This window comes from Caballeronia telluris (genome assembly GCF_001544495.1).
GTDB classification, from domain to species: domain Bacteria; phylum Pseudomonadota; class Gammaproteobacteria; order Burkholderiales; family Burkholderiaceae; genus Caballeronia; species Caballeronia telluris.
The window spans coordinates 22,647-36,194 of the sequence record NZ_FCNZ02000011.1 but is presented as its reverse complement, the minus strand read 5'-3'; the positions used below and the strand labels follow the sequence as shown (position 1 = coordinate 36,194).

Annotated in this window: 14 protein-coding genes; 6 read left to right on the top strand and 8 right to left on the bottom strand. The window is 65.3% G+C overall.

The genetic code is table 11. The annotated features are described in order from the left end of the window. Positions 1–77: 77 nt before the first annotated feature. Entirely contained in the window at positions 78–857 is a 780-nt protein-coding gene (locus tag AWB66_RS15725; RefSeq protein ID WP_087631209.1) for an N-acyl amino acid synthase FeeM domain-containing protein, read from the bottom strand. Between the two features lie 514 nt (positions 858–1,371). After that, positions 1,372–1,794, bottom strand: a complete 423-nt coding sequence (locus AWB66_RS15720; protein WP_062633005.1) for a hypothetical protein — start codon at positions 1,792–1,794, stop codon at positions 1,372–1,374. Between the two features lie 356 nt (positions 1,795–2,150). On the opposite strand from AWB66_RS15720, the gene AWB66_RS15715 reads away from it, so the two are divergent. Next, the gene (locus tag AWB66_RS15715; protein ID WP_087631208.1) at positions 2,151–3,368 is read left to right on the top strand and encodes an EAL domain-containing protein; all 1,218 of its coding nucleotides are present in this window, start codon (positions 2,151–2,153) and stop codon (positions 3,366–3,368) included. Here AWB66_RS15715 and pip read toward each other — a convergent pair. Continuing rightward, complete coding sequence (gene pip, locus AWB66_RS15710) at positions 3,365–4,348, bottom strand: prolyl aminopeptidase (RefSeq protein WP_087631207.1); 984 nt, start codon at positions 4,346–4,348, stop codon at positions 3,365–3,367. The two genes, AWB66_RS15715 and pip, sit on opposite strands and share 4 nt — an antisense overlap. A gap of 138 nt (positions 4,349–4,486) precedes the next feature. Between pip and AWB66_RS15705 the strand changes: the two genes are divergently transcribed. Continuing rightward, on the top strand, positions 4,487–5,200 hold the full coding sequence (locus AWB66_RS15705; protein WP_087631206.1) for a lysophospholipid acyltransferase family protein: 714 nt from the start codon (positions 4,487–4,489) through the stop codon (positions 5,198–5,200). An 11-nt stretch (positions 5,201–5,211) separates the two neighbouring features. Here AWB66_RS15705 and AWB66_RS15700 read toward each other — a convergent pair whose 3' ends face one another. After that, on the bottom strand, positions 5,212–5,580 hold the full coding sequence (locus AWB66_RS15700) for a response regulator transcription factor (RefSeq protein ID WP_235021130.1): 369 nt from the start codon (positions 5,578–5,580) through the stop codon (positions 5,212–5,214). A 199-nt stretch (positions 5,581–5,779) separates the two neighbouring features. Further along, positions 5,780–6,718, bottom strand: coding sequence for a pca operon transcription factor PcaQ (gene pcaQ, locus AWB66_RS15695; RefSeq protein ID WP_087631204.1), 939 nt, complete (start codon positions 6,716–6,718; stop codon positions 5,780–5,782). A 111-nt stretch (positions 6,719–6,829) separates the two neighbouring features. On the opposite strand from pcaQ, the gene pcaH reads away from it, so the two are divergent. The 3 genes from pcaH (at position 6,830) to AWB66_RS15680 (ending at position 8,551) form a co-directional block, all read left to right on the top strand. Then, the gene (pcaH, locus tag AWB66_RS15690) at positions 6,830–7,534 is read left to right on the top strand and encodes a protocatechuate 3,4-dioxygenase subunit beta (protein ID WP_087631203.1); all 705 of its coding nucleotides are present in this window, start codon (positions 6,830–6,832) and stop codon (positions 7,532–7,534) included. Between the two features lie 3 nt (positions 7,535–7,537). Next, complete coding sequence (gene pcaG, locus AWB66_RS15685) at positions 7,538–8,128, top strand: protocatechuate 3,4-dioxygenase subunit alpha (protein ID WP_087631202.1); 591 nt, start codon at positions 7,538–7,540, stop codon at positions 8,126–8,128. 93 nt (positions 8,129–8,221) lie between these two features. Further along, positions 8,222–8,551, top strand: a complete 330-nt coding sequence (locus AWB66_RS15680) for a DUF2288 domain-containing protein (RefSeq protein WP_087631201.1) — start codon at positions 8,222–8,224, stop codon at positions 8,549–8,551. On the opposite strand, the gene AWB66_RS15675 is transcribed toward AWB66_RS15680, so the two are convergent. Together AWB66_RS15675 and AWB66_RS15670 are read right to left on the bottom strand one after the other, a co-directional pair. Further along, positions 8,548–9,594 (bottom strand): potassium channel family protein, encoded by a 1,047-nt coding sequence (locus AWB66_RS15675; protein WP_235021129.1) that lies wholly within the window; start codon positions 9,592–9,594, stop codon positions 8,548–8,550. The two genes, AWB66_RS15680 and AWB66_RS15675, sit on opposite strands and share 4 nt — an antisense overlap. Before the next feature lie 122 nt (positions 9,595–9,716). Next, positions 9,717–10,772 carry an AI-2E family transporter gene (locus AWB66_RS15670; RefSeq protein WP_087631275.1) on the bottom strand — a complete coding sequence of 352 codons (1,056 nt, stop codon included), beginning with the start codon at positions 10,770–10,772 and terminating at the stop codon, positions 9,717–9,719. A gap of 374 nt (positions 10,773–11,146) precedes the next feature. On the opposite strand from AWB66_RS15670, the gene AWB66_RS15665 reads away from it, so the two are divergent. Next, the gene (locus AWB66_RS15665) at positions 11,147–11,527 is read left to right on the top strand and encodes an OmpA family protein (protein ID WP_235021128.1); all 381 of its coding nucleotides are present in this window, start codon (positions 11,147–11,149) and stop codon (positions 11,525–11,527) included. Here the strand turns inward: AWB66_RS15665 and AWB66_RS15660 are convergent. Continuing rightward, complete coding sequence (locus AWB66_RS15660; RefSeq protein WP_087631199.1) at positions 11,511–13,520, bottom strand: acetyl/propionyl/methylcrotonyl-CoA carboxylase subunit alpha; 2,010 nt, start codon at positions 13,518–13,520, stop codon at positions 11,511–11,513. The two genes, AWB66_RS15665 and AWB66_RS15660, sit on opposite strands and share 17 nt — an antisense overlap. Positions 13,521–13,548 lie beyond the last annotated feature (28 nt).

Genomic DNA, 13,548 nt, shown 5'->3' with positions numbered 1-13,548 from the left:
ACGGCGGGGCCAAAAATGCCTGCCCGCCATCGCCAAAATCTGTTACCCGGGCCGTCGGGCAACCCGGTTATTGTTGATTACCGGCCATATGCAACTTGCTGCGAGGCCTCCGGGCATCGTACCGTTTCCCGCTCGAAAGATAAATCGGACGTCCGCAAATCGATATCCGGATGGTTCGTCTGGAACACGAACTGGAATAACGGATGTCCCACTTCTTCCCAGCGCTGCCGGGCGACGCCGACTTCCCCCGCCAGCACACGATGCGGCAAACCGCCGACATGCGCCATCGGAACGAATTGTTTATCGCCAAAAACGTCTTCAAAAAGCATCGCTTCATATTCCCTGTCGATGGGCGAACGCGCCGTAATTACCATCCAGTCGATGTTCTGTTGCTCGCAATATAAAAACAAAGCCTTGAAAAGCATCATCTTCACCACGCGGCCCACCGAGCCGCCCGCGACGCCGAGGCGGGTCGCTTCCGCGAGCCGGCCGTTCAATCGCTCCGGCAACTGCACGGAATGCTGCACGCCGAGCGGCTCGAATTCGTTGGTCTGAATCCGCATTGTGCCGAGCGGCGCACCGTCGAGCTTCGATTGCGCGAGCAGAATGGCCGTGCCCGGCGCGCGATCGCAGTCCTCGACGGACATCGTCTGGGCAAACTCGGGCAGGTGCCGGCCATACGCGGAGCGCCGGATATTCACCGCTTTCTGCAGGTCGCGCTCGTTCGAGACGATACGGATAGTAAACGGCATCCGTTCGGGTTTCTGGAGAGCGCGGAGCGCAAAAAGCTCGGGACGAGCGGCGTTTTGTTCACGGCTGATTTCGGCGGCTTCATTAGCAAGGCTGAGACGTTCCATTTGTAACCCCATTTTGTTGGCATTAGGAAGGTGCCGGCCCGAGTCAGGAGAAAAGGTGGCGCCCAAGCGCGGCGGAAAGAGCGTCTCATGACTCGTTATTTCGGCGTGAGCGGTGGCAAATGTTTCTGGACAAAATCCGGGGTAAACACATGGAGAATTCGCTCTAGTTGCCGATAGCGGCACCTCGTCCCCGATATTGAGCAATGGCGAAAATTTCCGGCGGTAATCGGAGCGGGAGCAGGCTCGACGACAACTGCGAATTTCACGAATTACCGGCTCGCAACGGGTAAAAAGGTTATCGGCGCACGAAATGGAAATTAAAATTCGAAATCCGTTCGTCTAAATAGAAAAGCAAACGATTGCGCTATCGCCCGAGAAGAAAATGATTCGCCGATATACGAAACGACGCGCACACGAAAGGTGAGGATTTACGGGAGGAACAGGGAAGAAAAATGCGCAAAATAAAAACGGCTCCGCGAGGGGAGCCGTTCAGTGTGCAAAAAGTGGGATTCGGTCAGTCTTCGTCGTCGAGCCAGGGGATGTCGACGTCGGTGATGAACGCGACCATCGCGAGCGGCCGCCCTTCCTGACGCCCGATCTTGCCGTCCGCGCGTTGCCACTCGCAGCGGAAGATCGTCGCCGGCGTGTCGGCCAACAAGGTAATGGTGCGCACTTCGTCCGGATCGGTGTCCTCGACCGGGCCGTCGAGCGATATCAGCAGTTGCTGCGGCCACATGCCGTCGACGGGATCGTAGATCTTGTCGCCGTCGTGAATCACGACGAACGCTTCCACGCCGATCGTCGACGATGCCTCGACGATCATCTTGCCGAGTGCGCGCAGCACCGCGGTCGCGCGCGCCGAGTTGGCCTGCCGGATGGCGAGGTCGCCGCGCGTGAGCGCCTGCTCGAGTTTCGGATTGGTTTTTTGTTGCGCCATCGAATCGCCTCGCTGTCTTCAATTGACCGTTCGACGGGCCTCGCCCGTCTTCGTCTTGGTTGCAGGCGCGATCCTACCATTTGCCCTCTCAAAGATAGGATGCGCGCCACGCCGGGGCAATTTTTTGTGCGTGCCGGCCTCGCCCGTTCAACGGGACGAAAAACCGCGACGAGCACAGCGCGCTCAAGTCCGCGCCCGTCCGACCGATAACGTGTGTATCGAAATCTCCGGATCAGGCTGGGCTCGCGCCGCACGCGCCGGGCCATGCGGCCATTCATCATGTTCGAGCGTCCTCGCATGCTGCGTCTGCCCTCGCCGTTTAGCCGCCGTACCGTCGCGCGTCGCGGGCGTCCGGCGTGACGCACGCCGCGCATACCTTCGACGGCATCGCGCTCGCCTCGTACCTGCAGCCGATCTTCAGCCTGCCGCACCAGCGCGCGGTCGGCTACGAGGCGCTGCTGCGCGGGATCGCGCCGTCCGCGCCGCCTATCGAGCCGTTCGACCTGTTCGGCAAGGCGATCGTCGAAGGCTCGGTCGCGCTGCTGGATCGCACGAGCCATGCCACGCACCTCGCCAGTGCAGCAACGCGCCTGCCCGCCGCGACCTGGCTTTTTCTGAACATCAATCCGTCGACGTTCACGGACGCCGCCTACGCGGCCGAACTCGCCGCGCTCGCGCGCGCGTGCGGGCTTGCGCCGGAGCGCATCGTGATCGAAGTGCTGGAATCGGGCGGCACCGAGCTTGCCCGGATCGCCCAAGCGACGCACGCGTTCCGCTCGCAGGGCTTTCTCGTCGCCGTCGACGACTTCGGCGCCGGCCATTCGAACATCGACCGGCTGCTGACGCTTCGGCCCGACATCGTCAAGCTGGACCGCAGCCTCGTGCGCACGCAGGCCGCCCATCTGCGCGACGCGCTGCTGCCGAAGCTCGTCGGCCTGTTGCACGAGTCGGGCATGTTCGTGGTGGCCGAAGGCATCGAGACGGAGCAGGACCTGCTGCTCGCGGCACGTTCAAATGTGGATTTCGTGCAGGGCTATCTGTTCGGCCGGCCCGCGCCGGAGCTCGTCCAGACGGCGTCGGCGGCGATGCTCTTCGAGACCGTCTTCGATACGCTCACGCAGATGCGCCACGCCGAGCGCCTCGCGAGCGATCTCCTTCTGACGCCGTACCGCTCGCAACTGGAGGACGCCATCGCGCGCCTCTCGGACGGCGCGTCGACCGAGGCCGCATGCGCCGCGCTGCTCGCCTTGCCTTGCACGTCGAACTGCTTCTTTCTCGACCAGCGCGGCCGCGCGTTCTCGCCCGCGCTGCCCGGCGCGGCCGCGCGGCCTGCCGGCGAGCGGTTCGCGCCGATCGCCGATCCGTCGACGGGACGCTGGGACAACCGCGCCTATTTCGCCGACGCCCTCGCCTCGCGCGAACAGCTGATCGCGAGCGCGCCGTATCTGTCGGTGACGGGCGCGTCGCTGTGCGTGACGCTGACGGTCGCGGTGCGCTATCGCGGCGCGTGGATCGTCGTGGGCACGGATATCGACTGGCAGAAGCTCTCCACGCAGGCCGCCGCGATTCTCTAGGCAAGCGCCTTCGACAGCGCTTCGCCGCTCGCGCGCAAAGCGGCGACGTTGCCCGGCTCGAAGGTCCAGTGGCCGGCGGCATCGACGATGGAAAGCTCCGCGCCGGGCCAACGCTCCGCGAGTTCGAGCGCCTGATCGGCCGGGCAGACCATGTCGAAGCGGCCATGCACGATATGACACGGCAGATGCGCGATCGCCGGCACGCGCGGCAGCAACGGCTCGGGCGGCAACTCGTTTGCCATGTAGTGACGTTCGAGCAGCGCCATCGAGACAGCCGGCGCATTGGATTCGCCGGTTTCCTTTTTCTCTTCTGCCGGTTTTTCCTGCGCCGGCGCCGGCTTGTTCACGACCGACAGCGTCGTCTCGTACGCCGTCCACGCGCGCGCGAGCCGGGTGCCGGCATCGTCGAAGCGCACGAGCGGCGCTTCCGCGAGCGTCAGAATCTCCCCGGCGCTGCGCGGACGCTGGCCGCACGCCGCTTCGATCGCATCGAGAAAGCGGCGGTGCGCGTCCGGGAACACGCGGCGCACGTCCCACAGGAACCAGTCGATGTCTTCGCGCCGCGCGAGAAACACCCCCCGCAGCAGGAAGCCGAGACAGCGCGCCGGATGCGCGATGCCGTATGCGAGACCGAGCGTCGTGCCCCACGAGCCGCCGAAGAGCGCCCACTTGTCGATGCCGAGCGCGACGCGCAGCTTCTCCATGTCGCCGACGAGCGCGTCGATGCCGTTGTGTTCGAGCTTGCCGAACGGCGTGGACTTGCCGCAGCCGCGCTGGTCGAAGAAGACGATCCGCCACTTCGACGCATCGAGCACCTCGGCCCACTTGACGTTCATCGCGCCGCCCGGCCCGCCGTGCACGACGAGCATCGACGGCATGTCGCGCGGACCCTGCGCGCGCCAGTAGATCGCGTGGCCTTCACCGACGTCGAGCATGCCTTCTTCGAAATCGACGGGTTGGGCTGTCGACTCTTGCACCATGGATTCTCCTTCGACTGAAACAAGCGTATGTGCCGCAGCATAAGCCATCGGGCCAGACACGCGCCGCCTGTCGGGCTATGCTTCGGGTGGTCGCGCGAGACGCGATCCTTACCTCTTCCTTTCTTTCAAAGCGTTTCGATGCACCGAACATTCGTCAAGCGGCTTTTCTCCACTTATCTTCTCGGCAGCGGCATCGTCTGGTCGATCCTGATTCTGCCTCTGTTTCCGTTCGTCGGACGGCGCGGCCGCTACTGGCTTGCGAGGCTCTGGTGCCGCGCGATGGTCGCGATGCTGCGCGTGATCTGCGGCATCACGTGTTCGGTCGAAGGGCTCGAACATCTGCCGGACGGGCCGTTCATCATGCTGTGCCGCCATGAATCGACCTGGGAAACGCTCGCGTTCATGGCGCTCTTTCCGCGCCGCATCAGCTTCGTTTTCAAGCGCGAACTCAAGCGCGTGCCGTTCTTCGGCTGGGTGCTGGTCGGACTGGATATGGTGAGCCTCGATCGCGGATCGCTGCGGCAGGCGCATCAGGCCGTCACGCGCGAATGCGCCGACAAGCTCGCAAAAGGCGACGCCGTGGTGATCTTTCCTGAAGGCACGCGCGTGGCACACGACGCGCCGCTCAAGCTCGCGTCGGGCGGCGTGCGGCTCGCCTGCGCGACGCGGGTGCCGGTGGTGCCGGTCGTGCACGATGCGGGCAAAGTCTGGCCGGCGAAGGGTTGGCCCGAGGGACCGGGACACATCCGCGTGATCGTCACGCCGACGCTGCCGCTCGACTGCACGATTCCGCAGGAATTGAACAAGCTCGCGCAAGCGCAGATGGACGAGGCGCTCGCGGCATTGCGATAAGCCGCAAGCGTTCAGTAAAGCGGCCGCGCTTTCGCGGCGCAGAGCCGGTTGACCGCCGAAAGCAGCGTCTCCATGTCGACGGGCTTTTGCAGATAGCCGTCGTAGCTCACGAACGCCGGCGGATTCGGGTGACCCGAAATCATCAGGAAGGGAATCCTTGCAAACGCCGTGTCGTTTTTCATTGTCTGGCACAGCAGCGCGCCGCCTAAGCCCGGCATCATCCAGTCGGACACGACGATGTCGACGGGATGCTCCGCGAGAAGCGCGAGCGCCGCATTGCCGTCGTAGGCGCAAAGCACCGCGCAATCCGCGTCCTGCATGCAGATCGTCCAGGCTTCGATGGTGGCGGGGTCGTCGTCGACGAGCAATACGGTCTTCATCTTCCTTAAAGCTGACGGCAGGTTGACAACCAGATTCACAGCGCTAAAGCGGCCGGCGGCGCGCTCTGCCATCTGACCGCGGGACACGTCGTTTGTTGCACCAGTATCGCCCGAAAACGCCATACGCGCCGATTTCGTCGCAGCATTGAACGCACCCGGTAACTTGTGCTCCGCGCCCCCGCGTCGCACGCCGCACCGGCTATTTCGTACCGATGCGCGCGCGGCCCGCGTCGCGAATCGCATCGATCAAACTTTCCTCGACGGGCGTGCGCGCGGCGTCGGTGCGGCGGATCAGGCCGATGGGTTCGTCGGTGCCCGCGAACGGCATCGCGAGCGCGGCGAGCAGCCCGAACGCGATGTCGCGCTCGACGGCGCCCGCCGGCACGAACCAGACGGCATCGTTGTTGAGCGCGAGCGCACGCCCGAGCGACACCGACAGCGTCTCCACGAACGCCGTCAGCGCGTGCGCGCCGAAGGCCGTCAGCACGCTCTCCGCCGACTGCCGGATCAACGTGCCGAACGGCGGCACGACGACGGGAAAGCGCGCGAGCAGCGCGGGCGTGAGCGGCGCCTCCAGCGTGAGCGGATGCTCGCGCCGCACGACGACCGCAAGCGGCTCGCGATACACCTGCTCAAACGATAGCCCGTGCATGCCTTCCGGATCGGACACGCGCCCGATCACGAAATCTACTTCGCCCGCTTTCAGCCGCGCGAGGAGCTGCGCGTTCGCATCGGTCCACACGCTCACGGACACCGCCGGCCATTGCGCCCGGAACTCTGCCAGCGCGCGCGGCAGGAGCGCGGTCGCCACGGTCGGCAAGATGCCGATCGCGACCGACCCCGGCACGTCGCCGCTTTCGCGCAGCAGCACATCGACGCCCTCGCGCAGCGCCGCCACGCACGCGCTCGCATGCGGCGCGAAGAGACGCCCCTCGCGCGTCGGCACGGCACCGCGGCGACCACGCTCGAAGAGCCGGACGCCTAGAATGGATTCGAGTTCGCTGAGCGTCTTCGATACCGCCGGCTGGGTGATCGACAGACTGTCGGCGGCTCGCTGGACGCTGCCTAGCTGCGTCACGGCCAGGAAACACTGGAGATGACGGAATTTGACGCGCGTATTGGTGAGGTCGTTATCCATGACGAATCGTTATGGCAGGAGGCATAAAACGTCATTTTCCATAACTTCGAAGCTTCGTTAAAGTAGTCTTCAGCAATATCCCATTGACCACACATAACAGGAGACAGTCGAATGACCTCATCGATCCTCACACCGCGCGACTGGGAATCGCATCCGCCCTACTGCTCGCCGGGATACCGCTCTTCCGTGCTGCGCAGCCCGTCGCGACCGCTGATCCCGCTGAAGGAAAACCTGCGCGACCGTCGCGTGCCGGTGTACGGCGCCGAAGACCTCGGCGCGCTCGACAACGACCTCACGAAGAACGCAGCGAAGAACGGCGATCCGCTCGGCGAACGCATCATCGTGACGGGCCGTGTGCTGGACGAAGGCGGCCGCCCGGTGCGCAAGACGCTGGTCGAGATCTGGCAGGCGAACGCCGCCGGACGCTACGTCCACAAGGCGGACCAGCACGACGCCCCGCTCGATCCGAACTTCCTCGGCGCGGGCCGCTGCATCACCGACAACGAAGGCCGCTATCGCTTTCTCACTATCAAGCCGGGCGCGTACCCGTGGGGCAATCACCCGAACGCCTGGCGGCCGAACCACATCCACTTCTCGCTTTTCGGCGAGTACTTCGGCTCGCGCCTCGTCACGCAGATGTACTTCCCCGGCGATCCGCTGCTCGCGCTCGACCCGATCTACCAGGGCATTCCGGAGCAATCGCGCGAACGCCTGGTCTCGCGCTTTTCCATCGACACGACGGAAGAAGCCTATGCGCTCGGCTACGAATTCGACATCGTGCTGCGCGGCCCTGACCAAACCCCGACGGAGGCCTGAACCATGACCGCACTGAAACAGACCCCCTCGCAGACGGTCGGACCGTACTTCGCCTACGGCCTGTGCCCCGAGCAGTACAACTTCGACCTGAAGAGCCTCTTCACGCCGTCGATCGCGGACCGCGAAGCGACGGGCGAGCATATTTCGATTGTCGGCAACGTGTACGACGGCGAAGGCAAGGTGGTCGGCGACGCCGTCATCGAAATGGCGCAGGCCGATTCGACCGGGCATTACGTCCAGACCGTCGAGGAAGCGCGCAAGTCGGGCTTTCGCGGGTTCGCGCGCGTGGGCACCGGCACGGACCCGAAGCTGCGCTTCGTCGTGGACACGGTGAAACCCGGCAAGACCGGCGACGACACCGCGCCGCACATCGACGTCATCGTGCTGATGCGCGGCATGCTGCTGCACGCGTACACGCGCCTCTACTTCGACGACGAAAGCGAAGCCAACGCGAAGGACACCGTGCTCGCGAGCGTTCCCGAAGAACGCCGCGCCACGCTGATCGCGAAGCGCGAGCCGGGCACGTCGAGCACGATCTACCGTTTCGACATTTATCTGCAAGGTCCGCAGGAGACCGTTTTCTTCGATCTCTGATGCTGCATCGGGGCGCGCGATGGCAGGGGCGTCCGGCACATGGTTTATAGTGTCGGACGCATCAAATCCGACTCATTTCGACGCCCCGCCGCCATGTCCGACGCACCTTCCCCCTCCCCGCTCTACGTCAAGCTCCTCGGCGAAACCGCGCAGATCGGCTGGTCCGAACTCGAGCGCTTTTTCGCGCGCGGCGTGCTCATCAAGGTCGCGCGCGATCTCGACCTCGTGAGCGTTGCCGAAAGCGTCGCCAGCGACGATACGAAACAGGTCGCGCAATGGCTGTCGGCCGGGCTGATCGAACGCGTTCAGGCCGAAACGGCCGCCGATTTCGCCGCGCGCGATCCGGAATTGTGGGCCGTCGTGGTGTCGCCGTGGGTGTGCATGCAGGAGCGCGCCGGCAAGCCGTCGCAAGCGGCGAACTAGGCCGCCGGCTTCCCCTCGCCCCGCGACGAGCGGATCATCACGAGCGTATCGCCCGCCTCGATCGCGACGTGCGGGTCTTCGTAGAACTCCATCACTTTTCCGTCGCGCGCGAGTCCCACGACGATCGCGCCCTTCACCTCGTTGGTCATCTGCCCGATCTCCGCGGGCAACGCCACGCGTTCGAGCAGCGTGACGCGTCCGCGCGCCTGCAACATGTCGGACACGAACGGCACGACGTAGCGCGTTTCCACCGCATCGGCGAGCAGCAGGCCGCCGATCTTCGTCGACGAAACGATCACGTCGGCGCCCGCCTGCCGCAACTGCCGCTGGAACACGTGCTCCTGAACCCGCACGACGATCTTCACCTTCGGCGCGAAGCTGCGCACCGAGAGCGTGACGAGGATCGCGGTCGGATCGTCGGTAACGGCGACGATCACCGCATGCGCCCGCGCGACCTGCGCCTCGCGCAGGATGTCCTCGCGCGACGGATCGCCGAGCAGGCCCGTCACGCCGACCGACGTCGCCGCCTCCAGCGCGGCCTCGCTGGTGTCGATCACGATGATGCGGCGCGCGTCGGTGCCGCTTTCCAGCAGTTCGCGCACGGCGATCGACCCGGCAAGCCCGTAGCCGCACACGAGAATGTGGTCGCGCAGGTTTCGTTGCAGACGCTTCATGCGATATTCCTCGACGATGCGCTGGATCACCAGTTGGTACGCGGTGCCCAGGAAGATGAACCAGATGATGACGCGGATCGGCATGATGAGCAGCGCATCGACGAGACGCGCGCGCGCCGTCACCGGCACGATGTCGCCATAGCCGACGGTCGCGACCGTCACCATCGTGAAATAGACGACGTCGACCAGATTCATCGGTTCGTTGGGCGGCTTCGACGCGTCGCGCAAACCGTCCCGGTCGATGTAGAGAATGGCGAACGCGAGCAGGCACAGCGCGAACACCAGGTAGATGCGCCGCAACAGCAGGCGTTGCGGCGAGACGGCCGGGCGCGTGAAGAGCATGCGCGCGTGCCGCGGCTGCCACGGCATGCGCGCGCTGCGCGGCAAGCGCGGGCGCGGTTTCGGCGAGGGTCGCGCAGAAGACAAGTCAGTCGCTCGAAGGGTTCCGGGATCGGGAGATTCTACCGCCTGAAAGCCGTCCGACCGGCGCTTCATCGCACCCAGTCGGTCCAGAGCACGACGAGGATCGTCATCAGCGCCGGGCCGATGAAAAGCCCGATCAGCCCGAACGTCTCGGCGCCGCCGAGAATCCCGAACAGCACGAGCAGGAACGGCAGGCGCGCCGATCCGCCGATCAGCACCGGCCGCACGAAATGCTCCGCGATGAACACCACCACGAGCCCGAACGCCGCGACGCCGATCGCCGCCCCCATCGCGCCTTGCGCGAGCAGCCACAGCGCCGAGCCGAGGAAAACGATCGGCGCGCAGAACGGCAGCATCGCCGCGACGGCGGTCAGCATGCCGAGCAGCGTCGCGTGCGGCACGCCGGTGATCGCGTAGGCAATGCCGAGGAGCGCGCCCTCGCCCAGCCCCACGACGACGAGACCCACGACCGTGCTGCGCACCGAGTCGGCCATGCGGCGCGCGAGCATCGCGCCCTCGGCGCCGAACGCGCGCCGCGACGCCGCGAACAGTTGCTCGCCGAGCCTCGACCCCGCCTGAAAGATGAAGAACAGCGTGACGAGCATGAACCCGAAAATGATGAGACCGTGCACGAGCCGCCCGCCGAAGTGGCGCGTCATCTCGACGAAGGTCGCGCTGTGCAGCTTCTGCACCGCCGGGGACGATTCGAGCGGTGTCGCCAGATTCGCCGACCACCACGACGCGACCTGCTGCGAGCCCATCGGCAGGCGCTGGACCCACTCGGGCAGCGCGATGCCGGAGCGCAGCACGTCATGGAACCAGCGCAGCGTGTCGCGCGCTTCGCTCGCCGCCTGCGTCGCGACGATCACGAACGGCCCGACGAACAACAGCCCGACGGCCACCGTCAGGCCGATGGCGAGCAGCGACGTGTGCCGGCCAAGCCACGGCCGGCGCGTGAGCCAGCCGAAGGCGGGCCACAGCGCGATCGCGATCACGGCGGCCCAGACGACCGCAGGGATGAACGACCTCATCGTCCAGAGCGCCAGCGCGACGAGCGCGGCGTAAAGCACCGCCGATGCCGACCGTTGCAGGCGCTTCGCGCGGACTTCCTCTTCGGTGGACATGTGCTCGTGTTGGATCATTGCGTGGATTCGGGTGCGCGTGGTTCGGGAAGGACGGCGCGCCGGCCAGGTCCGGCGCGCGCTGCATTGTATGCTCACGCTCGTAAGGATGGATCGCGCGTCGTCGGCTGGTCAGCCGTGCGCCCATGTTCTTTTACAAAGTGCGGCGGTCCATTACATATAATCAGACCTAACTTGCTTCGGGCAATCCGCTACGTAAGGTCGTTGTGACAGCCATTCGAACCATCAGCAGCTTGTGTGTCCTCTCCGTTTTCGTCGCCGGCTGCTCGTCCGGTCTCGACCGGTCGCGTGAAGACGCCCTGAACGCCCGATACGGCGTCGTCCTGCATCCGGGTAAGGATGGCGTGGAGATGCGCATGTCCGAAGCGACGCTCTTCGAGACCGACGACGCGGCCATCCGCCCCGCGAGCGCGCCCATGCTCGACCGCGCCGCCGCGCTCCTCAAGCGCAGTTCGCGGCCAATCCTGGTCGAAGGCCATACCGACAACGAAGGCACGCGCGCGTATAACGACTCGCTTTCCGCGGCGCGCGCCGAGGCGGTCGCTGATGCGCTCGTTGCACGCGGCGTGCCTGCCGCGCGCATCAGGACGAAGGGAATGGCCTACCTCCAGCCGATCGCCAGTAACAACACGCCCGAAGGGCGTGCGTTGAACCGGCGCGTGGAGATTCTGGTCAAGGCGGAGACGACGGAAACGCTGGTCGGTCCGCGCAAGCCGACGCTCAACTGGCTTCCATGACGAGCAGTTGGGCGCCGTCGGCAACCTGGTCGCCGACGCTGAAGAGAATCTCGCCGACCTTGCCGCCCGAAGGCGCGACGATCGTGTGCTCCATCTTCATCGCCTCCATCACGAGCAGCGGCGCGCCCTTTTCCACCGATGCCCCCGTTTCCACCAGCACCGCGATGACCTTGCCCGGCATCGGCGCGGTCAGACGCCCTTCGTGCTCGGCGTCGGCGGCGTGGGCCATCAGGTTCTGCCATTCGAACGCGAGCGATGCGCCCTGATAGAACACGTGAAAAACGTCGCCGTCGATGAACACGCGGCCCTTGATGAGCGTGTCGTCGAGCAGCACCGCGAACGTATGCGGCTCGTCTCCATGCGACCAGTCGAAGCGCACGCTTTCGCCGAGCAGTTCGAGGCGCTTGTCGTTGACGTGCATCGCCGTCGATTCGCGCGTGAACACCGCTTGCAGCGTTTCATCGGTGGCGATCGCGCGCCAGTTCAGGTCCTGCGCGTAGCCGCCCGCCATGCGCCAGTGCGACAGCGCGTCCCACGGAGAGTTGCCGTGCGCCTCGCCGCCTTCGCGGGTCAGCAAGGCGGCGCAGGCCAGCGCGAGCGCTGCTTTCTGCGGCACGGTCGACGGTGCGAACAGCGTGTCGTGATGACGCTCGATCAGGCCGGTGTCGAGATCGCCCGTCGAGAACGGCTCGCTCGCGACGATCCGCTGCAAGAACTCGACGTTCGTGTGCGGCCCGATCACTTCGAATTCACGCAACGCGCGCGCCATCAGCGCGAGCGCATCGGCGCGGTCGCGACCGTGCACGATCAGCTTGGCGATCATCGGATCGTAGAACGGCGTGATGGTGTCGCCTTCGCGCACACCGCTGTCGATACGAACGTTGCCGCTTATCGTGAACTGATCCGACTGCGGCATGCGCAGATGCTTGAGCGTGCCCGTCGACGGTAAAAATCCGCGCGACGGATTTTCCGCATAGATGCGCGCTTCGATCGCGTGGCCGTCGACTTTCAGCTCCTGCTGTTTCAACGGCAGCGGCCCGCCCGACGCCACCTGCAACTGCCATTCGACGAGATCGAGACCCGTGACCATTTCCGTCACCGGATGCTCGACCTGCAAGCGCGTGTTCATCTCCATGAAATAGAACTGACCGTCCTGCGTCATGATGAATTCGACGGTGCCGGCGCCCACGTAATTCACCGCGCGCGCCGCGGCGACGGCGGCTTCGCCCATCGCGCGACGCACTTCATTGGAGAGACCCGGCGCGGGCGCTTCTTCCAGCACCTTCTGGTGCCGGCGCTGCACGGAGCAATCGCGATCGAAGAGATAGACAGCGCCACCGTGCTTGTCGGCGAAGACTTGCACTTCGACATGGCGCGGACGCAGCAGATACTTTTCGATCAACACGCGATCGTTGCCGAAACTCGACGCCGCCTCGCGCTTGCACGAAGCAAGCGCCGCCGCGAAGTCCGCGCTCTTTTCGACGACGCGCATTCCCTTGCCGCCGCCGCCCGCGCTCGCTTTTAACAACACCGGATAACCGATGCGGTCCGCTTCGCGTTGCAGGAGCACGGCGTCCTGATCGTCGCCGTGATAGCCGGGGACGAGCGGCACCGACGCCGTCTGCATCAGCGCCTTGGCCGCCGCCTTCGATCCCATCGCGGAGATCGCCTCGACCGGCGGGCCGATGAACACCAGTCCCGCCTTGTCGCAGGCACGCGCGAAGTCCTCGTTTTCGGAAAGGAAACCGTAGCCCGGATGGATCGCCTGCGCGCCGGTTTTCAGCGCGGCGTCGATGATGCGTTCGATGCGCAAATAGCTTTCGCCCGCCGCCGCACCGCCGACGTGCACCGCTTCATCGCACACGGCGACGTGCTTCGCTTTCGCGTCGGCATCGGAATAGACGGCGACGCTCGCGATACCCATGCGCTTCGCCGTCGCCGCGACGCGGCACGCGATCTCGCCGCGGTTCGCGATCAGAATTTTGTTGAACATGGCTGAGCCTTGAGTAAAAGAGGGAGCA